20 protein-coding genes and 1 tRNA gene are annotated in these 18724 nt (G+C 65.2%); 15 read left to right on the forward strand and 6 right to left on the reverse strand.

Annotated elements, in window-relative coordinates; genetic code table 11:
• The 12 genes from CON76_RS08490 to CON76_RS08545 all read left to right on the forward strand — a co-directional run.
• The coding region (locus tag CON76_RS08490; protein WP_205758194.1) for a transposase at positions 1-249 on the forward strand (249 nt) is incomplete at its 5' end.
• 205 nt (positions 250-454) lie between these two features.
• Positions 455-1753 carry a TRAP transporter large permease gene (locus CON76_RS08495; RefSeq protein WP_101102930.1) on the forward strand — a complete coding sequence of 433 codons (1299 nt, stop codon included), beginning with the start codon at positions 455-457 and terminating at the stop codon, positions 1751-1753.
• Between the two features lie 3 nt (positions 1754-1756).
• Positions 1757-2524 (forward strand): 5-oxoprolinase subunit PxpB, encoded by a 768-nt coding sequence (pxpB, locus tag CON76_RS08500; RefSeq protein ID WP_101102931.1) that lies wholly within the window; start codon positions 1757-1759, stop codon positions 2522-2524.
• Positions 2521-3558 carry a 5-oxoprolinase subunit C family protein gene (locus CON76_RS08505; protein WP_101102932.1) on the forward strand — a complete coding sequence of 346 codons (1038 nt, stop codon included), beginning with the start codon at positions 2521-2523 and terminating at the stop codon, positions 3556-3558. Before pxpB ends, CON76_RS08505 begins: the two co-directional genes overlap by 4 nt.
• A gap of 16 nt (positions 3559-3574) precedes the next feature.
• Entirely contained in the window at positions 3575-4348 is a 774-nt protein-coding gene (locus tag CON76_RS08510; protein ID WP_101102933.1) for a LamB/YcsF family protein, read from the forward strand.
• Positions 4349-4430: 82 nt separating this feature from the next.
• Positions 4431-5114 carry a TetR/AcrR family transcriptional regulator gene (locus CON76_RS08515; protein ID WP_101102934.1) on the forward strand — a complete coding sequence of 228 codons (684 nt, stop codon included), beginning with the start codon at positions 4431-4433 and terminating at the stop codon, positions 5112-5114.
• A gap of 93 nt (positions 5115-5207) precedes the next feature.
• Positions 5208-5738, forward strand: coding sequence for a TRAP transporter small permease (locus tag CON76_RS08520; RefSeq protein ID WP_101103016.1), 531 nt, complete (start codon positions 5208-5210; stop codon positions 5736-5738).
• 25 nt (positions 5739-5763) lie between these two features.
• The gene (locus tag CON76_RS08525; protein WP_101102935.1) at positions 5764-7044 is read left to right on the forward strand and encodes a TRAP transporter large permease subunit; all 1281 of its coding nucleotides are present in this window, start codon (positions 5764-5766) and stop codon (positions 7042-7044) included.
• A gap of 38 nt (positions 7045-7082) precedes the next feature.
• Positions 7083-8084, forward strand: a complete 1002-nt coding sequence (locus CON76_RS08530; RefSeq protein ID WP_101102936.1) for a TRAP transporter substrate-binding protein — start codon at positions 7083-7085, stop codon at positions 8082-8084.
• A gap of 51 nt (positions 8085-8135) precedes the next feature.
• Positions 8136-8597 carry a type II 3-dehydroquinate dehydratase gene (gene aroQ, locus CON76_RS08535; RefSeq protein WP_101102937.1) on the forward strand — a complete coding sequence of 154 codons (462 nt, stop codon included), beginning with the start codon at positions 8136-8138 and terminating at the stop codon, positions 8595-8597.
• Positions 8598-8629: 32 nt separating this feature from the next.
• Positions 8630-9466, forward strand: coding sequence for a shikimate dehydrogenase family protein (locus CON76_RS08540; RefSeq protein WP_101102938.1), 837 nt, complete (start codon positions 8630-8632; stop codon positions 9464-9466).
• A gap of 89 nt (positions 9467-9555) precedes the next feature.
• Positions 9556-10491, forward strand: a complete 936-nt coding sequence (locus CON76_RS08545) for an AEC family transporter (RefSeq protein WP_145995396.1) — start codon at positions 9556-9558, stop codon at positions 10489-10491.
• On the opposite strand, the gene CON76_RS08550 is transcribed toward CON76_RS08545, so the two are convergent.
• Together CON76_RS08550 and CON76_RS08555 are read right to left on the reverse strand one after the other, a co-directional pair.
• Entirely contained in the window at positions 10488-11396 is a 909-nt protein-coding gene (locus tag CON76_RS08550; RefSeq protein ID WP_205758214.1) for a sugar phosphate isomerase/epimerase family protein, read from the reverse strand. The two genes, CON76_RS08545 and CON76_RS08550, sit on opposite strands and share 4 nt — an antisense overlap.
• Positions 11397-11399: 3 nt before the next feature.
• Positions 11400-12326: a VOC family protein gene (locus tag CON76_RS08555; protein WP_101102940.1), complete on the reverse strand. Its 927-nt coding sequence runs from the start codon at positions 12324-12326 to the stop codon at positions 11400-11402.
• 117 nt (positions 12327-12443) lie between these two features.
• On the opposite strand from CON76_RS08555, the gene pgi reads away from it, so the two are divergent.
• Both pgi and CON76_RS08565 read left to right on the forward strand, forming a co-directional pair.
• Entirely contained in the window at positions 12444-14048 is a 1605-nt protein-coding gene (gene pgi, locus CON76_RS08560; RefSeq protein ID WP_101102941.1) for a glucose-6-phosphate isomerase, read from the forward strand.
• Between the two features lie 148 nt (positions 14049-14196).
• On the forward strand, positions 14197-14742 hold the full coding sequence (locus tag CON76_RS08565; protein ID WP_101102942.1) for a phasin family protein: 546 nt from the start codon (positions 14197-14199) through the stop codon (positions 14740-14742).
• Between the two features lie 178 nt (positions 14743-14920).
• Here the strand turns inward: CON76_RS08565 and CON76_RS08570 are convergent.
• A tRNA-Arg gene (locus CON76_RS08570) sits at positions 14921-14996 on the reverse strand.
• 138 nt (positions 14997-15134) lie between these two features.
• Here CON76_RS08570 and CON76_RS08575 point away from each other — a divergent pair.
• Positions 15135-15674, forward strand: coding sequence for a c-type cytochrome (locus tag CON76_RS08575; RefSeq protein ID WP_101102943.1), 540 nt, complete (start codon positions 15135-15137; stop codon positions 15672-15674).
• Between the two features lie 90 nt (positions 15675-15764).
• Here CON76_RS08575 and CON76_RS08580 read toward each other — a convergent pair whose 3' ends face one another.
• The 3 genes from CON76_RS08580 to atpD all read right to left on the reverse strand — a co-directional run bounded on the left by CON76_RS08580 (position 15765) and on the right by atpD (position 18691).
• Positions 15765-16709 carry a YheT family hydrolase gene (locus tag CON76_RS08580; protein WP_240592819.1) on the reverse strand — a complete coding sequence of 315 codons (945 nt, stop codon included), beginning with the start codon at positions 16707-16709 and terminating at the stop codon, positions 15765-15767.
• Between the two features lie 89 nt (positions 16710-16798).
• Complete coding sequence (locus tag CON76_RS08585; protein WP_101102944.1) at positions 16799-17215, reverse strand: F0F1 ATP synthase subunit epsilon; 417 nt, start codon at positions 17213-17215, stop codon at positions 16799-16801.
• Between the two features lie 69 nt (positions 17216-17284).
• Positions 17285-18691: a F0F1 ATP synthase subunit beta gene (gene atpD / locus CON76_RS08590; RefSeq protein ID WP_101102945.1), complete on the reverse strand. Its 1407-nt coding sequence runs from the start codon at positions 18689-18691 to the stop codon at positions 17285-17287.
• Between the last annotated feature and the right edge of the window lie 33 nt (positions 18692-18724).

The following is an 18724-nucleotide window of genomic DNA, read 5'->3' on the forward strand; positions in this document are numbered from 1 at the left end:
GTGTTGCACTCCAACCAACTGCGCATGCTGCTGTCGGCGCTGGGTTACGTGCTCATCGAGCGGCTGCGCGCCTTGGCCCTGCAGGGCACCGCACTGGCAACAGCTCAGGTCGATACCCTGCGCATCAGACTGCTCAAGGTGGCTGCAGTGGTCACGCGCAACACACGGCGCATCCGGCTGTACTTGGCCTCGCACTGGCCCAGCGCACCGATCTTCGCGCACGCCATGAGCCAGCTGCGCTCGCCCTGAACGCCGCGACAGCGCCTGGCCGGCGCGATGACACAAAACTGGCCCGCAACCCAAGCCGGGGTGGGGGTCGCTGCGTCCTGACAGGGCCGATGCGCGCGGGTGCGTGCCTTTGGCTCACGGCAATGACCCGTAGCGACCCCTCTTCAGGCATCAAAGTGACAAAAGAGACGACGGGGTGGACTGCGGTGAAATATCCGGGCTAGCCATGGACCTGACCATTACCGCGCTGCTGATAGGCGCGCTGTTTCTCATTCTCGGCTGTGGCGTCTGGGTCGGCCTGACGCTGACCGGTGTGGCCTGGATCGGCATGGAGCTGTTCACCAGCCGTCCGGTCGGCGACGCGATGGCGGTCACGATCTGGGGCGCCGCGTCGTCGTGGACGCTGACTGCGCTGCCGCTGTTCATCTGGATGGGCGAGATCCTGTTCCGCACCAAGCTGTCGGAAGACATGTTCAAGGGCCTGGCGCCCTGGCTGGAGCGCCTGCCAGGGCGGCTGCTGCACACCAACATCATCGGCAGCACCATCTTCGCGGCGGTGTCGGGCTCGTCGGCGGCGACCTGCGCCACCATCGGCAAGATGACGCTGCCGGAACTGGCCAAGCGCGGCTACCCGGAGCACATCACCATCGGCACGCTGGCCGGCGCCAGCACCCTGGGCCTGCTGATCCCGCCCTCGATCATCATGATCGTCTACGGCGTCACGGCCAACGTGTCGATCGCCCAGCTCTTCATCGCCGGTGTCGTCCCGGGCATCCTGCTGGCCAGCCTGTTCATGGGCTACACCATGGTCTGGGCACTGCTCAATCCGGACCAGATCCCGCCGGCGGGCCCGTCCATGACCTTCGTCGAGAAGCTCAGGGAGTCGCGCAACCTGCTGCCGGTCGTCGCCCTGATCGGCGCCGTGCTGGGCTCGGTCTACAGCGGCATCGCCACCGCGACCGAATCGGCCGCGCTCGGCGTGGTCGGCGCGCTCGCCATCGCCATCGTGCAGGGCGGCATGCGCTGGCAGCAGTTCCGCGACAGCCTGCTGGGCGCCACGCGGCTGTACTGCATGATCGCGCTGATCCTGGCCGGTGCCGCCTTCCTGACGCTGTCGATGGGCTATATCGGCCTGCCGCGCCAGCTCGCCGAGTGGATCGGCGCGCTGGGCCTGTCGCAGCTGCAGCTGATCGTGGTGCTGATGGGCTTCTTCATCGTGCTGGGCTGCTTCCTGGATGGCATCTCGATCGTGGTGCTGACCATGGGCGTGCTGCTGCCGACGATCGAGAAGGCCGGCATCGACCCGGTCTGGTTCGGCATCTTCGTGGTGCTGGTGGTCGAGATGGCGCAGATCACGCCGCCGGTGGGCTTCAACCTGTTCGTGCTGCAGGGCATGACCAAGAAGGAGATCAGCTACCTGGCCAAGCATTCGGTGCCGATGTTCCTGCTGATGGTGGGCGCGGTGCTGCTGATCTACTTCGTGCCCGGCATCGTGACCTGGCTGCCACAACAGATGGCGGGCTGAACCATGGACACACAGGAATTGCTGGCACCGCGCTTGCTGGCGCTGGGTGATGCCGCCTGGACGGTGGAGTTCGGGCGCGAGATCAGCGCGGTCGTGAACGCCCGCGTCATGGACCTGGCCGAGCGCATCGCGCTGCTGCGCCAGGACGACCCGCTGTTTGCTGCCGTAAGCGATGTGGTGCCGACCTTCCGCTCGCTCACCCTGCATTTCGACCCGCTGCTGACGGACGCCGAGGCCTTGGGCAAACGCCTGCTGGCGCTGGCTGAGGAATCAGGCAGCAAACTGCACGAGGGCCGGCGCTGGCGGCTGCCGGTCTGCTTCGAGGGCGACTTCGCGCCCGACCTGCCGCGACTGGCGCAAGCCAAGGGGCTGGATCAGGACGCGGTCATCCAGCACCTGCTGGCGGCCGAGTTCCGGGTCTACATGATCGGCTTCCTGCCGGGCTTTCCCTACATGGGCGGTCTGCCGCCCGAGCTGGCCATGCCACGGCTGGCCAGCCCGCGCCAGCGCTTGCCAGCCAACTCGCTGGCGGTGGCGGGCGAGATGTGCGCGGTCTACCCCTGGGAGAGCCCAGGCGGCTGGAACCTGCTCGGCCGCACACCGGTGCAGCTGTTCGACCTGAAGCAGGCCGAACAGCCCGCCATGCTGGCCGCGGGCGACCGGGTGCGCTGGTACGCCGTGCCACGGGACGAATACGAACGGCTGCAGCAGCAGATCCAGGGCGGCGCCTTGCCGCGCGAGAGCTTCCTGCAAGCGGAGGAGCAGACATGACTGGCATGATCGAAGTGCTGCAACCCGGTTTTGGCACCACGGTCCAGGACCGTGGACGCCGTGGCCACCGGCACGAGGGCATACCTCAGTCGGGCTGGCTGGATGGCACGCTGGCCGAGGCCGCCAACGCGCTGGTCGGCAACAACGGCGGCGAGGCGGTGCTCGAGCTGCGCGGCCTGGGCACCGAACTGCGGGTGCAGGCCGGCCCGGTGCGGGTCGCGCTGGCTGGCGCCATCGCCGCCAAATGGCTGCGCGCCGACGGCAAGCACCTCACCCTGCCCGCCTGGCAAAGCGCCACCCTGCAAGTCGGCGACCGGCTGCAGCTGGGGGCGGCGGAAAGCGGCTGCGCCTACCTGGCGGTCGCCGGTGGCCTGCGCCTGCCGCCGCAGCTGGGCAGCCGCTCCAGCTACTGGCGCGCCGGCCTGGAGGGCGTACAAGGCCGCGCCATGCGCCCGGGCGACCTGCTGCCCTGCAGCAAGTGGAACTTGCCCGACCCGAAGGAATGGCGCAGCGCCTCGCCCTGGATCTTGCCGGACGGCCCGATCCGGGTCATCCTGGGGCCGCAGCAGGACCACTTCAGCCCGGGGGCGATCGAGACCCTGCTCGGCCAGGACTGGGAGACCACGCCCGAGCAGGACCGCATGGGCATGCGGCTGCGCGGCAGCGCGCTGGCGCATGTCGATGCGGACGCCGCCGACATCGTGTCCGACGCGGTGACACCCGGCGCGATCCAGGTGCCGGCCAACGGCCAGCCCATCGTGCTGCTGGCCGACAGCCAGACGGTGGGCGGCTACCCCAAGATCGCGACCGTCATCAGCGCCGACCTGCCGCGGCTGGCCCACCTCAAGGCCGGCACGCGGCTGCGCTTCCAGGCCGTCGGCCTGGCCGAGGCGCGGCTGGCACTGCAGGCCCAGCTGGCCGACTGGCAACGCTGGCTGGCCACGCGCGAAGCCTTCGTGCCGGCCGGCTTCATCGACCTCGAGGCACTCTACGGCAGCAACCTCGTCAGCGGCATGCTGCGCGCCGAACCCTGATCCGGAGTATTGCGATATGACGACCCGACTGATCAACCTCAACGCCGACATGGGCGAAAGCTTTGGCGCCTGGCAGATGGGCGACGACCCGGCCCTGCTGCAGATCGTCAGCAGCGCCAACCTGGCCTGCGGCTTCCATGCCGGCGACCCGCTCATCATGCGCAGCACGGTGCGGCTGGCGCTGGCGCAAGGCGTCAGCATCGGCGCCCATCCGTCCTTCCCCGACCTGCAGGGCTTTGGCCGCCGCGCGATGCAGCTGACACCCGCCGAGCTGGAAGCGACCATCCTGTACCAGGTGGGTGCGCTGCAGGCCATGGCGACGGCCGAGGGTGGCCGGGTCAGCCATGTCAAGCCGCACGGCGCCCTCAACAACATCGCCTGCGCCGATGCGGCCATCGCCGCCACTGTAGCCCGCGCAGTGCACAGCCTGGATCCGACGCTGATCCTGCTGGCACCGGCGCACTCCGAGCTGGCCCGGGCCGGCGAGGCCGCTGGCCTGCCGGTGCGCTATGAAGTGTTTGCCGACCGCGCCTACCTCGACGACGGCCAGCTGATGCCGCGCTCGCGCCCCGGCGCCGTGCTGCACGATGCCCAGCAATGCGTGGACCATGTGCTGGCCATGCTGCGCGAGCAGGCCATCGTCGCGGCCAGCGGACATCGGCTGCCAACCCGCATCGACAGCATCTGCGTGCATGGCGACGGTCCCGAGGCGGTGGCCAGCGCGCGCCTGATCCGGCAGGCGCTGGAACAGGCAGGCTACCGGCTGGCGGCGCTGGACCGGATGGGCTGACGCCTTCGACCCAGCAAATCGCCAGGCGAAAACAGAGGAAGTTGAAGGGGCCGCTGCCTTGGGCACTTCTATACTCGCGGCCATGAACCAGCGCGTACATTCCCCGACCGGCACCACCCCGCAACGCCGCAGCAGCAAAGAACCGGGCCGCACCAACGACCCCGAACGCACCAAGGCCAACATCCTGGCCGTGGCGGCGCAGGAGTTCGGCGCCAAGGGGCTGGCCGGAGCGCGCATCGACGAAATCGCCGCCGCCACGCACACCAGCAAGCGCATGATCTACTACTACTTCGGCAGCAAGGAGGGCCTGTACCTCGCGGTGCTGGAGGAGTCGTACCGCAGCGTGCGCAACATCGAGGCCCAGCTCCACCTCAACGACCTGGCCCCCGAAGCGGCCCTGCGCACCCTGGTGGGCTTCACCTTTGACCACCACCTGGCGCACGAGAACTACATCCGGCTCGTGATGTCGGAAAACATCCACCAGGGCCAGTACCTGGCGCAAAGCCCGCGCATCCAGGAGCTCAACGTGCCCGCCATTTCGGCCATCCGGCACCTGTACGAACGCGGCGTGGCGCAGGGCGTGTTCCGCCCCGGCCTCGATCCGGTGGACATCCACGCCTCCATCTCGGCGCTGTCGTTCTTCAACGTCGCCAACCGGCACACCTTTGGCCTGATCTTCAAGCTCGACATGCAGGATCCGGCCTACATTGCGCGCCGCCGCGAGAGCGTGATCGAGATGGTGGTGCGCTTCGTGCGCCTGCCCTAAAACCATCCCCTCGCAGCCATGCGATGTTAGGGTTTGTCCCAGCACAACAAAAACTAACCAGTTCGTACAATACGCCCCATTCAGGAGATGCCCATGCTTGACAAACCTATCGAATACCTGGCGCGGCTGCTGTCGCTGCTGATGGTGGCGGCGCTGGCCTTGATGGTGGTGCTGGTGTTCACCAACGTCGTGCTGCGCTACGCCTTCAACTCCGGCCTCACGCTGTCGGAGGAACTCTCGCGCTGGCTGTTCGTGTGGATGACGTTCATGGGCGCCTTTGTGGGCCTGCGCGACAAGGGCCACCTCGGCACCGACGCACTGGTGGCACGCCTGCCGCTGGCTGGCCAGAAGGTGTGCTTCGCCATCGGGCACGTGTTGATGCTGTTTTGCTGCTGGCTGATCTTCAGCGGGGCCTGGCAGCAAGTGCTCATCAACCACGACACCACCAGTCCGGTGATGGAAGTCTCGATGGCCCTCTTCTACAGCAGCGGGCTGGTGTTCTCGGTGCTGGCGGCGCTGGTGCTGTGCCACGACCTGTTCAAGCTGCTGACCGGCCAGCTCCAGCCCGGCCACCTGATTGGCGTGCGCGATTCCGACGACATGCCCCACGGCAACCCGCACTGAAGCCCCTCACAAGAGATCACCCACCATGACGATTGCAATTTTCCTGGGGGCGCTGCTCGGTGCCATGGCGCTGGGCATCCCGATCGCGTTCTCGCTGCTGCTGTGCGGCGCGGCGCTGATGTGGCACATGGACATGTTCGACGCGCAGATCCTGGCGCAGAACGTGATCGAGGGCAGCAACAGCTTTCCGCTGCTGGCCGTGCCCTTCTTCATGCTGGCGGGCGAGATCATGAACGCAGGCGGCCTGTCGCGGCGCATCGTGCACTTTGCCATGACGCTGGTGGGCCACGTCAAGGGCGGCCTGGGCTACGTGGGCATCATGGCCGCCATCATCATGGCCTCGCTGTCGGGCTCGGCGGTGGCCGATGCCGCCGCCCTGGCCGCGCTGCTGCTGCCCATGATGCAGCGTGCGGGCTACGACCCGGCGCGCTCGGCCGGGCTGCTGTCGGCCTCCAGCATCATCGCCCCCATCATTCCGCCATCGATTGGTTTTGTCATCTTCGGCGTGGCCTCGGGGGTGTCGGTGTCCAAGCTGTTCATGGCGGGCATTGCGCCAGGCATCATGCTGGGTGCGGCGCTGTGGTTCACGTGGTGGCTGCTGGTGCGCAGCGAAAAAATCGAGGCCGCCCCGCGCGCCAGCAAGACCGAGGTGCTGCGCGCCTTCAAGGACGCCACCTTCGCGCTGGTGCTGCCGGTGATCGTGGTGGTGGGCCTGAAGTTCGGTGTCTTCACCCCGACCGAGGCTGCCGTGGTGGCCGCGGTGTACGCGCTGTTCATCTCCACCGTGGTGTACGGCGAGCTCAAGCTCAACCAGCTCTACGGGCTGTTCCTGGCGGCGGCCAAGACCACCTCCGTCATCATGTTCCTCGTCGCTGCGGCCATGGTGTCGGCCTGGATGATCACGGTGGCCGACCTGCCGTCCACCCTGGTCACGCTGCTGGAGCCACTGCTCGACAGCCCGCGCCTGCTGATGCTGGCCATCATGGTGCTCATCATCCTGATCGGCACCGCCATGGACATGACGCCCACCATCCTGATCCTGACCCCGGTGCTCATGCCCATCGTCAAGGCCGCGGGCATCGACCCGGTGTACTTCGGCGTCATGTTCATGATCAACACGGCCATCGGCCTCATCACCCCACCTGTGGGCACGGTGCTGAGCACGGTGGCGGGCGTGGGCAAGATCCGCATGGACGCGGTGGTCAAGGGCGTGTGGCCCTTCATGCTGGCCCAGTTTGCGCTGCTGCTGCTGATGGTGCTGTTCCCCCAGCTGGTGATGGTGCCCGCACGCTGGTTCTACAGCTGATTCACAATGTTCGAGTTTTTTTCACTGGAGACAACATCATGAAACGTCTGTTCCTCAAAACCCTGGTGGCCAGCGTGGCCCTGGCCTGCGTGGGCGTGGCATCGGCCCAGACCAAGACCATCAAGTTCGCGACCCAGAACCCCAAGGGCCACCCGCTGGTCATGGGCATGGAAAAGTTCAAGAGCCTGGTCGAGGCCCAGTCCGGCGGCCAGCTCAAGGTCAACCTGTTCCCCGGCGGCACGCTGGGCAGCGACCAGGCCAACGTCTCGGCCCTGCAAGGCGGCACGCTGGAAATGGTGACCATGAACTCCGGCATCCTGTCCAACCAAGTCAAGGAATTTGCGGTGTGGGACTTTCCCTTCATGTTCAACAACAGCAAGGAAGCCGATGCCGTCATCGACGGCCCCTTTGGCCAGAGCATGCACAAAAAGCTTGAAGCCAAGGGCCTGATGGGCCTGGCCTACTACGAGCTGGGTTTCCGCCACATCACCAACAGCAAGCGCCCCATCAGCAAACTCGAAGACCTGGAAGGCCTCAAGCTGCGCGTGATCCCCAACCCCATCAACGTGGACTGGGTCAAGGCGCTGGGTGCCAACCCCACCCCGCTGCCGTTCCCGGAGCTGTACGGTGCGCTGGAGCAAAAAGCCATCGACGGGCAGGAAAACCCCGTTTCGGTGATCCTGGCCAACAAGCTCTACGAAGTGCAAAAACACCTGGTGCTGAGCAACCACCAGTACAACCCGCAATCGGTGCTCATCAGCAAGAAGTTCTGGGACAAGCTGACCCCGGCCCAGCAAAAGATCGTGGCCGATGCGGCCAAGGAATCGGCCAGGTACCAGCGTGAACAAGCACGCGGCCAGGTGGCCGGTGCGTTGGCAGAGCTGAAGAAAAACGGCATGCAAGTCACCGAACTGCCCATGACCGAAGTGGCCAAGCTGCGCGACAAGATGCGCACCGTGACCGCCAAGTACGCCGTCAACGCGGGCCAGGACACCGTGCAGGCCCTGCAGGCCGAACTGGCCAAGGTGCGCGGCAAGTAAGCCGTCGCCTGCTCTTTTCCTCGGCGCCCTTCCCTTTTTCTCTGCTCTGCCATGCAAAAAATCCTGCTCCTCAACGGCCCCAACCTCAACCTGCTGGGCACCCGCGAACCGCAACAGTACGGCCACACCACGCTGGCCGACGTTGAAGCCAGCTTCAGCGCCGCCGCCGCCCGGCACGGCTACGAGGCCGAATGCTTCCAGAGCAACTGGGAAGGCGCGCTGCTGGACAAGATCCACGAATATGGCCGCCTGTACAAGGCCGGGCAAGCACTGGGTTGCGTGTTCAACCCCGGCGCGTTCACGCACACCTCGATTGCACTGCACGACGCCATCAAAGGCGTGGACGGTCTGCCAGTGATCGAGTGCCACATCTCCAACGTTCACGCACGCGAAGCGTTTCGCCACCACAGCTGGGTGTCGCCCGCTGCGGCGGGCATCGTCATCGGGTTTGGCGTGGATGGCTACCTGATCGCGCTGGACGGGCTGGTGCGCAAGTTCGGCGCTGTGGCCTGACCCCCTTTTTTTCCTCCAACACCCCCACCGCCATGCACATCAACGGCCACACCGAGATCATTGCCCACATCGGCTACCCGACGCACAGCTTCAAGTCGCCGATGATCTACAACCCGTACTTCGAGCACATCGGGGCCAACGTGGTGGTGGTGCCCATGGGCTGTCAGGCACCGGACTACCCGGCGTTCCTGCGCTCGGTGTTTGCGCTGACCAACATCCGGGGTGCGCTCATCACCATGCCGCACAAAGTCACCACCGTGGGGTTGCTGGATGCAGTCACGCCCACCGTGCGCGTGGCCGGAGCCTGCAACGCCGTCAAGCGGCTGCCCGATGGCCGCCTGGTGGGCGACATGTTCGATGGTGCTGGTTTTGTGCGTGGCGTACAACGCAAGGGCCTGAATTTGCAAGGGGCCAAGGTACTGGTCGTGGGGTGTGGGGGCGTAGGTTCTGCCATTGTGGCCTCGCTGGCTGGGGCGGGCATTGCGGCCATCACCCTGTTCGATGTGAACAGCGCCAGCGCCACCGCGCTGGCACAGCGCATCCAACAACATTACCCACACATTGCTGTCCACACCGGCAGCAATGACCCGGTGGGCTGTGATTTGGTGGTCAACGCCACCCCCATGGGCATGAACGAAGGCGACCCCCTGCCGCTGGACGTGGAACGCCTGTCGCCCCACACTTTTGTGGGCGAGGTGGTGATGCGCACCGAAATGACCGCCTTCCTGCAAGCGGCGCAGCAACGTGGTTGCGCCATCCAGGTCGGGGCCGACATGCTGTTCGAGCAAATTCCGGCCTACCTGGAATACTTTGACCTGCCCACCACCACCGCCGAGCAACTGCGGGCGCTGGCACGTCTGGCATACTGACCTTCGCGCCTGCCGGCGTGGGGTTCTGCCCCGCGCACGGGCGGCTTCTGTTGTTTCAACGCCCGCTATACGCGGGCTTTTTTGCCACCATGCTGCACATCCTCTCCATCACCTCGCCCATTTTTTTGCTGATTGCCGTGGGCTATCTGGCCGTCTGGCGCGGCATCTTCAAGCGCGAGGACATGCAAGTGCTGGGCAAACTGCTGGTGGACTTTCTGTTGCCCGCACTGGTGTGCCGCGCCATCACGCAGTTCCCGCTGCACGAGGTGCTCAACGTGCGCTACCTGGCGGCCTACGGTGCTGGGTCGGCGGTGGCGTTGCTGGCGGGCGTGTTGTACGGACGCTGGCGCGGCATGCCTTGGCCGCAGGCGGCACTGACGGGCATGGGGTTGTCGGCCTCCAACACCGTGTTCGTGGGCTTCCCGATCGTGAGCGAACTGCTGGGCCCCAGCGCCGCCATCGCCATGACGCTGGGCGTGCTGGTGGAAAACCTGCTGGTGGTGCCGGTCGTGCTGGTGTTGGCCGGGCGCGATGCCGACCTGCCGTGGCAACGCTCGCTGGTGCAATCGTTGCGTACACTGGCACGCAACCCCATCATCTGGTCGATCGTGGTCGGTGTCACCTGTTCGGCACTGGAACTCAAGTTGCCCTACGTGCTGGACCGCAGTTTGCACATCACCGGCTCGGCGGCGGCGGGCGTGGCGCTGCTGATGATTGGTGGCGTGCTGGTGGGCCAGCGGCTGCAAGACGTGAAATTGGATTTGCCGGTGGTGGTGGGCGGCAAACTGGTGCTGCACCCGCTGTGCGTGCTGCTGGCGCTCACGCTGCTGCCGCCGTTGAGCCCCACGCTGCACCAGGCCGCCATCCTGTACGCCTGCATGCCACTGCCGGCGCTGTTTTCAGCCTTGGCGCAACGGCTGGGCCACGGTGGCTACGCCGCCACCTTGCTGGTGGCCTCCACCGTGGCGGCGTTCTTCACCGTCAACGCCTGGATCTGGCTGGTGACCCAAGTGCTGGTGACTTAAAGCGGGGTTTTCAGGCGCATTTGGTTGGGCAAGGGCACCGATCGGCGCAGCACGTCCTCGGCCAACCACAGCGCCGATTTACGTGCGCGTTCGGCCACCGTGGGCAAAGGCATCTGCTGGTAATCGTCGTTGAACACCTCAAAACTGTAATCGCCGGTATAGCCCAGGTTGTCGAGCTTGAGCACCAGTTGCGCCAGTTGTTCACTGTGTACGCCCTCACCCGGAAACACGCGGAACGTGCGTGCGGTGGTGATGCGTTCTTCAAAAGTACGCGTTTCCTGCCACATGAAGTCGGCCAACTGCACCAGAAAAATTTTGTCTGGATCGAGGTAGTCGATTTCCTCCAGCGGCGTTTTGGCGGCAAAAATGTGGAACGAGTCGATACCCAGCCCCAGGTTGGGGCAATCGGCGCGGCACACCACGTCCCACGCGCTGGTGAATTCGTTGATGGTGCGGCCCCAAGACAGTCCCTCATAAGCGATCTTGATACCCAACGGCACCGCCAGCATGGCCAATTTGCGCAAATCGCGCGCAATGTGGTCCACATCCGCGCTGGCGTGTACCGACGTGGACGAACATGCCAGCAGCACCTTGCAACCCAGCGCCGCGCACATTTCCAGCATGCTCTTGGCAATGTCCACCTTGTAGTGGTGCAAATGCCCGCTCAAGCCCTCAAAATCGCGCAGCACCTGAAAGCCTGTGCCGCGCAAGCCGCTGTCGTGTACCGCCTGCACCGCCGCACGCCAGCCGTTGGGGTGCCCCACCAAGTCGTTGGCCTTGAGCATCACTTGCGAGAACCCAGCTTCCTTCATGGCCGCCAGCTTGGCCTCCAGCGGCCCCGCCAGCGTGATGGTGTCCATGCCAAAGCCCGCCATGGCGGGCACCGTGTTGCGTGGATGGCTCATGGTTCAACCCTCCTCGCGTGCGGTTTCGCTGTGAACCAGCTCAAACACCACCGACCCCAAATACGTCTTGCTGATGGCTCCGCGCGGTTCGCTGTGTGCAGCTTGGGTTTCCACAAACTCCACCCCCAAAGCACGCAACGCGTTCACCGCGGCCAACACATCGGGGACACCCAGACCAATGCGCTGCAAACGCTCTTGCGCATCCATCACGTTCACGTCCGGCTCAATCAGCTGAACCATGAAGCGGTGTGCCGGATGGAGCGCCGGTGTGCGCAACAACTTGCCCTTGGGCATGATGCCAAAACGTTGCTCATCCGGAATCAGCTCGGCACCAAACAACTCATGGTAAAACTCCATCCAATCGTAGCTGCGCTCCGGGCCGATGTACTGAACCACCCCAAAAAAGTGGATACCGGCGGTGGCGGGCGGGTGTTGATCCACCGACGGAATCGGCACAAAATCCACATCGTAAATCGAGAATTCCTTGTAGCGGTCCACAAAATAAATGCGGCTCCCGCCCGCGCCGTGAATAGCCGGGATGTTGAGCTCCATCACCTCGGCCCGCGTGGGCACTTCCCAAGCCCCACGCTCCAGCACGTAGTCGTAGGCGGCACGCGCATCCCGCACCCGCAAAGCCATGGCCGAAATGCGTGGTACAGAGCCACCATGCGTAGCGCCTTGCACATCCTGCGGATGCGCATTCACCACCACATTCAAATCCCCTTGGCGGTACAACAACACCTCGCGCGAGCGGTGCCGCGCCACGGGCCGGAATCCCATCATCTCCAACACTTGCCCCAGCGCCTGCGGCTGTGTGGTGGCGTACTCCACAAACTCAATCCCATCCAACCCAATGGGGTTGGCCGCATCGCTGAACGAAGCCTGCAAGGGCTCGCGGTTGTGACCAGCTTTCAACAAAAAATCGCTCATCGTGTGTATCTCCTGTGACCGAAGTCCACAATGTAACCGTTTGGTACATTTTGTGGCGGCACAATATAGCCCGGATTTACCCTAGCCCATTCAAAAAAACCATCCGGGGACACCACCTTGCTACCTCACGCCACCCCCTTTACCCCGCCCCAGCAGCGTGCTGCGTGGCAACACCTGCAACAACTGGCCGCACAAGGCCTGCCCCATTTGCGCGAGCTGCTGGCCACACCAGACACCGCACGCCATACCAGTCTGCAACTGCAAGCCGCCGGGCTCCGGCTGGATGCCACGCACCAGCAAGTCACCCCCCACGTGCTGCAAGCCCTGCTGGCCCTGGCCGACGAATCCGGCGTGATGGCACAAGCGCAAGCCCAACGCGAGGGCCAAGCCATCAACCGCACAGAACACCGCGCCGCGCTGCACGTGGCGCTGCGCGGCGGCAACCGGCCCAACCCACCTTGGGGCCAAGCTATCCAACAAGCGGTCAACCGGGAACTGGAACGCTTCCTCCGCGCGGCGGAACGCATCCGCCACGGCCAATGGCGTGGCCACCGGGGTCAGCGCATCACCGATGTGGTCAACCTGGGCATTGGCGGCTCCGACCTCGGCCCGCGCATGGCGGTGCAAGCACTCGACAGCTACACACACCCCGATGTGAAAGTTCACTTTGTCTCCAACCCGGATGCCTGGGCCTTGCATCACAAATTGCGCCGCCTGCACCCCGACCACACCCTGTTCGTGGTGCAAAGCAAAACCTTCACCACGCAAGAAACCATGACCCTGGCCGCGTCGGCACGGCGCTGGCTGTCTGACCACGGCCTGCACAGCCACACCGAACAAGCCCCGCACCTGATCGCCGTCACCGCATCCCCCGCCCTGTCGGCGCAGCAAGGTTACGCGCCCGAACACACCTTCGGCTTCTGGGACTGGGTGGGTGGGCGCTACTCGGTCTGGTCGGCCATTGGCCTGCCATTGGCCATCGCCATCGGCGCGTCACACTTCCGCGCATTTTTGGCCGGTGGGCACGCTATGGACCAACACTTCTGGCACGCCCCCGCCGAGCACAACATGCCGCTGATGATGGCACTGCTGGGCGTGTGGAACCGTAACTTTCTGGGTTGCCCCAGCCACCTGATCGCCGCTTACGCCAGCCGGTTGTTCCACTTCGCGCGCTTTGTGCAACAACTCGACATGGAATCCAACGGCAAATCCACCCACGTGGATGGCAGCGCGGCCCAGATCGACACCGGCCCCATCGTCTGGGGTGGCTTGGGCATCGAGGGCCAGCACGCCTACTTCCAGCTGCTGCACCAAGGCCAGCACCGCGTGCCGGTCGATTTCATCGGCGTCGAAACCGAAGACACCCCGCTGCCGCTGGCCGCCGAGCACCACCGCGTGGCCCTGCTCAACCTGCGCGCCCAAGCCCGAGCCTTGGCCATCGGGCGCGATGCCGACGCCACCGCCGCCGAACTGCGCCAGCAAGGCTTGGACCAAGCACAGATTCACACCCTGCTGCCCCACCGCACCTTCCGGGGCAACGTGCCCAACGCCACCCTGTGGCTGCCCACCTTGGATCCACACCACCTGGGCGCGCTGGTGGCGCTGTACGAGCACAAAGTGTTCTGCCAGTCGGTGCTGTGGGGCATCTACCCGTTTGACCAATGGGGCGTGGAACTGGGCAAAACCCTGGCCCAGCAACTGGAACGCCAAGGCGAGGCCTGAACGATTTGCTGCACCGCAACAAATTCAAATTGCCAAACCCCCATTGCACCATGTAAGATAGCGGCAATGCTGCAGCGCAACATTGGTTTCCCGCCACGGGAAGCTGGTCTGTCCGGTGCTGCCTCTCTACATTCTTCAGGAGTTTTCCATGTACAAGTTCCCCACCGAACAAATTACCGCGTCTGGCCAGCAAGCTGCCGAACAAATCAGCCAAATCGCCACCAGCGCCTTCAGCGGCGTGGAAAAGATGACCGAGCTGAACCTGGCCACCAGCAAGTCCGTGCTGAACGATGCCCTGAGCTCGCTGCAAGCCGTGGCCGGTGCCAAGAGCCCGCAAGAAGCCATGAGCGCCCAGGCCGAGCTGCTCAAGCCGATGGCCGAGAAAGCCGCCGTGTACGGCAAGGCCGCCTACGCCATCGCCGCCGAGACCGGTGCCGAACTGACCAAGGCCTCCAGCGGCAAGCTGGGCGACCTGCAAAAGACCTTCGGTGCCAGCTTCGAATCCATGGGCCAGAACCTGCCCGCCGGCACCGAGCCGTTCATGGCCGCGTTCAAGAACGCTATGGCCACCGGCCAGCAAATGATGGAATCGGCCCAGGCCACCGTCAAGCAAGCCGCCTCGCAAGTCGAAGCCAACGCCGCCAAGGCCACCGAAGCCGTCATCAAGGCCGTGAACCCGGCTGCCAGCAAGTAAAAAAGCAACGGCGTCCGGCGCATTGCCTGTGCGGTACGCCACCAAGGCGCCCTTGCCGCTTGACCGCAAACCACAACGCCCCGGCACCTTGCGTGCGCGGGGCGTTTTGTTATGAACCAGCAACGCCCGGCACCAACAAAAAAGCCAACTCCGTCTGAGTTGGCTTTTGGGCAAAATCTGGTGCGGCTGGCGGGGATCGAACCCACGACCCTCGGCTTCGGAGGCCGATACTCTATCCACTGAGCTACAGCCGCTGGAAAACTGTCAAGCCGCTCGATTCTACCAGCGCGGCCAAGCCCTCGCCGGAATGCGGTTGGCTATAATTTGGCGCGCCGTCCCTGCGCCCACGGGGAAGATTCACTTTCCACCTCTCCAGCCCACCAAGGTCAACCATGAGCGATTCCGCCAACGCGTCCCACACCGCTTTCCCAGTCTCTTCGCGGCCCCGGTCGCCGGTTGCTGCCGTCCTGCGTGGCCTGCCTGTGGTGGGCGTGCTGGGCTTGCTGCTGGCCGGTTGCAGCCCGAGCGGCATGCCATCGGACCAGGAAGAGCTGGCCATTGCACAACGCATCCAGCGCGTGGGCACCATCGCCTTCAAGGAAGCCAAGCGCGGCCTGCAATCCGGCGAGGAAGTGTACAAGGCCCAATGCTCGGCGTGCCACGCCGCCGGTCTGGTGGGTGCGCCCAAGTTTGGCGACGCTGGCGCTTGGGCACCGCGCATCGCCACCGGCTACGAGGCCCTGCTCAACTCGGCCCTCAAGGGCAAAGGCGCCATGGGCCCGCAAGGTGGCGGCCAGTTCCAGGACATCGAAATTGCCCGCGCCATGGTGTACATGACCAGCGCCGCCGGCAGTAAGTTCCAGGAACCCGCTGCCCCGGCCGCTGAAGGTGGCGAAGGTGAGCAAGCCGCTCCCGCTGCACCGGCGATGTGATCACCCCCGCTAGGCGGGCCACCGCCCTGCCCGCCGCCTGCACCGAACCGCACACCCGTTGTGCGGTTTTTGTTTGTGGGGCGGGCTTCTTCAGGCGGGTGGCTGCTGGTGCAGCCAGTCCAGCACCCTCTCGGGCCAGGCCCAGATTTGCAACCGCCAGCGTGCCCGCCCATCCAGCGGCCCGGCAAAACCCACATGGCCACCCCAGGCGGGCTGCCACAGCGTCACCGCCGCCGACACCTGCTGGCACGTGGGCAAACTGGCCGCCGGTACAAACGGGTCGTTGCGCGCATTGAGCAGCAACGCGGGCACCTGCACCGCCTGCAACCCCGGCAGGGCCGAAGCGCGCTGCCAGTAGTCGTCCACGCCCGCAAAGCCGTGCAGCGGCGCGGTGAAGGCGTCATCAAAGGCGTACAGGGTGCGCGCACGCAACGCCGCCTCCAGGTCGAACAAGCCCGGGTACTGCCGCCACTTGGCACGCGCCTTGGCACGCATGGTGTGCAGGAAGCGGCGCACGTACAGCCAGCGGTTCACACCCCGGTCCATGGCATGCCCGGCAGCGGCCACGTCCAGCGGTGCCGACACCGCCGCCACCGCCCGCACCACCTCCAGCGCGGCCTGGCCCGCCTCACCCGCCCAACGCAACAAGGCATTGCCACCCAGCGACACGCCCAGCGCGTACAGCGGGCGGCCAGGGTGCAGCTGCCGCACGCGGCGCAGCATCCAGTCGATCTCGGCAAAGTCGCCCGAATGGTAGGCGCGCGGGCCGTGGTTGATGGCGCCACCACAACCCCGGAAATGCGGCAGCACCAACGGCCAGCCGCGCTGCCGCGCCACATGGGCCAGTGCCTGCGCGTAGTGGCTCTGCGACGAGCCCTCCAGGCCATGGAACAGCACCAGGCACGGCGCCTCGGGGGTGGTGGGTGCCAGCAGGTGGTCCACCTCGACAAAATCGCCGTCGGGCGTGGCCCAGCGTTCCCGCTGCCAGCGCGGGGCCGCACCGGGGTAACGCTGCGCCCACAGCGCCGATGCCACCGTCTGCGCATGCCCGGCCCAACCGCTGCCGGAAGACGTAAAAAAACCGCCTTGCGGCGGTTCAAGCTCCGTGGGTGCCAAGGGCACGCTCACTTGCGCTGGTTGAAACGGCGCGCGGCTGCCACTTGGGCCGCCATGATGGCCAGCGCCGACTGGGCCTTGGCCAAGTCGATGTCGCTCTTGGCGTTGCGCAGGGCCTCCTCGGCCGCCTTGCGGGCCTCGTTGGCACGGGCTTCGTCCAGATCGTGGCCACGGATGGCGGTGTCGCTCAGCACCGTGATCAGGTTGGGCTGCACTTCCAGAATGCCACCCACCACGAAAACGAACTCCTCGTCGCCATCGGCCTTCTCGATGCGCACCGCACCCGGACGGATACGGGTCAGCAGCGGGATGTGGCCCGGCAGGATGCCCAGCTCACCGTTTTCACCGGGCAATGCCACGAACTTGGCCGGACCACTGAAGACAGACTCTTCGGCGCTGACCACTTCGACTTGAATTGTGCTCATCTCTACTCCTGGAACAAGTGGACCGAAGGCCAGCAGCACCGCACCCGCTCAGGGTGCGGCCAGCGGACATCAGGCCAGCTTCTTGGCTTTTTCGAAGGCTTCGTCGATGGTACCCACCATGTAGAACGCTTGTTCCGGCAGGTGGTCGCATTCGCCAGCGGTGATCATCTTGAAACCACGGATGGTTTCGGCCAGCGGCACGTACTTGCCCGGCGCGCCGGTGAACACTTCGGCCACGTGGAACGGCTGCGACAGGAAACGCTGGATCTTGCGGGCGCGGGCCACGGCCAGCTTGTCTTCAGGCGCCAGTTCGTCCATGCCCAGAATGGCGATGATGTCGCGCAGTTCCTTGTAACGCTGCAGCGTGCCTTGCACGGCGCGGGCCACGGTGTAGTGCTCCTCACCCACCACTAGCGGATCCAGCTGGCGGCTGGTGGAGTCCAGCGGATCCACCGCCGGGTAGATACCCAGCGAGGCGATGTCACGCGACAGCACCACGGTCGAGTCCAAGTGGGCGAAGGTGGTGGCGGGCGACGGGTCGGTCAAGTCATCCGCCGGCACGTACACGGCCTGGATCGAGGTGATGGAACCCACCTTGGTCGAGGTGATGCGCTCTTGCAGACGGCCCATTTCCTCGGCCAGCGTCGGCTGGTAGCCCACGGCGGACGGCATGCGACCCAGCAGCGCGGACACTTCGGTACCGGCCAGGGTGTAGCGGTAGATGTTGTCCACGAAGAACAGCACGTCCTTGCCTTCGTCGCGGAACGATTCGGCGATGGTCAGGCCGGTCAGCGCCACGCGCAGACGGTTGCCCGGCGGCTCGTTCATCTGGCCGTACACCATGGCCACCTTGGATTCGGCCAGGTTGTCGAGCTTCACCACGCCGGAGTCGGCCATTTCGTGGTAAAAGTCGTTGCCCTCACGGGTACGCTCACCCACGCCGGCGAACACGGACAGACCGCTGTGTGCCTTGGCGATGTTGTTGATGAGCTCCATCATGTTCACGGTCTTGCCCACACCGGCACCACCGAACAGGCCCACCTTGCCGCCCTTGGCGAACGGGCACACCAGATCGATCACCTTGATGCCGGTTTCCAGCAGTTCCTGCGAGGGCGACAGCTCGTCGTAGGCCGGGGCCTTGCGGTGGATGGAGGCGGTCAGCTCTTGCGACACTTCACCGCGCTCGTCGATCGGGTTGCCCAGCACGTCCATGATGCGGCCCAGGGTGGCCTTGCCCACCGGCACCGTGATGGGTGCGTGGGTGTTGGTGACCATCATGCCACGGCGCAGACCGTCGGACGAACCCAGCGCAATGGTACGCACCACGCCGTCACCCAGCTGCTGCTGCACTTCCAGCGTCAGCGCCGAACCTTCCATCTTCAACGCGTCGTACACGCGGGGCATCTGGTCGCGCGGAAACTCCACGTCCACCACGGCGCCGATGCACTGAACAATCTTGCCTTGAACTTGAGCCATGACTGAAACCTTTACTTTTCTCTAGATTCTGTT

This window comes from Macromonas bipunctata (genome assembly GCF_002837135.1).
Lineage (GTDB): Bacteria > Pseudomonadota > Gammaproteobacteria > Burkholderiales > Burkholderiaceae_C > Macromonas_A > Macromonas_A bipunctata.

What these genes read in the sequence shown, in the direction of transcription:
- CON76_RS08495 (WP_101102930.1), top strand. Translation starts at nt 455, where the DNA reads ATGGACCTGACCATTACCGCGCTGCTGATAGGCGCGCTGTTTCTCATT.
- pxpB (WP_101102931.1), top strand. Translation starts at nt 1,757, where the DNA reads ATGGACACACAGGAATTGCTGGCACCGCGCTTGCTGGCGCTGGGTGAT.
- CON76_RS08505 (WP_101102932.1), top strand. Translation starts at nt 2,521, where the DNA reads ATGACTGGCATGATCGAAGTGCTGCAACCCGGTTTTGGCACCACGGTC.
- CON76_RS08510 (WP_101102933.1), top strand. Translation starts at nt 3,575, where the DNA reads ATGACGACCCGACTGATCAACCTCAACGCCGACATGGGCGAAAGCTTT.
- CON76_RS08515 (WP_101102934.1), top strand. Translation starts at nt 4,431, where the DNA reads ATGAACCAGCGCGTACATTCCCCGACCGGCACCACCCCGCAACGCCGC.
- CON76_RS08520 (WP_101103016.1), top strand. Translation starts at nt 5,208, where the DNA reads ATGCTTGACAAACCTATCGAATACCTGGCGCGGCTGCTGTCGCTGCTG.
- CON76_RS08525 (WP_101102935.1), top strand. Translation starts at nt 5,764, where the DNA reads ATGACGATTGCAATTTTCCTGGGGGCGCTGCTCGGTGCCATGGCGCTG.
- CON76_RS08530 (WP_101102936.1), top strand. Translation starts at nt 7,083, where the DNA reads ATGAAACGTCTGTTCCTCAAAACCCTGGTGGCCAGCGTGGCCCTGGCC.
- aroQ (WP_101102937.1), top strand. Translation starts at nt 8,136, where the DNA reads ATGCAAAAAATCCTGCTCCTCAACGGCCCCAACCTCAACCTGCTGGGC.
- CON76_RS08540 (WP_101102938.1), top strand. Translation starts at nt 8,630, where the DNA reads ATGCACATCAACGGCCACACCGAGATCATTGCCCACATCGGCTACCCG.
- CON76_RS08545 (WP_145995396.1), top strand. Translation starts at nt 9,556, where the DNA reads ATGCTGCACATCCTCTCCATCACCTCGCCCATTTTTTTGCTGATTGCC.
- CON76_RS08550 (WP_205758214.1), bottom strand. Translation starts at nt 11,396, where the DNA reads ATGAGCCATCCACGCAACACGGTGCCCGCCATGGCGGGCTTTGGCATG.
- CON76_RS08555 (WP_101102940.1), bottom strand. Translation starts at nt 12,326, where the DNA reads ATGAGCGATTTTTTGTTGAAAGCTGGTCACAACCGCGAGCCCTTGCAG.
- CON76_RS08565 (WP_101102942.1), top strand. Translation starts at nt 14,197, where the DNA reads ATGTACAAGTTCCCCACCGAACAAATTACCGCGTCTGGCCAGCAAGCT.
- CON76_RS08575 (WP_101102943.1), top strand. Translation starts at nt 15,135, where the DNA reads ATGAGCGATTCCGCCAACGCGTCCCACACCGCTTTCCCAGTCTCTTCG.
- CON76_RS08585 (WP_101102944.1), bottom strand. Translation starts at nt 17,215, where the DNA reads ATGAGCACAATTCAAGTCGAAGTGGTCAGCGCCGAAGAGTCTGTCTTC.
- atpD (WP_101102945.1), bottom strand. Translation starts at nt 18,691, where the DNA reads ATGGCTCAAGTTCAAGGCAAGATTGTTCAGTGCATCGGCGCCGTGGTG.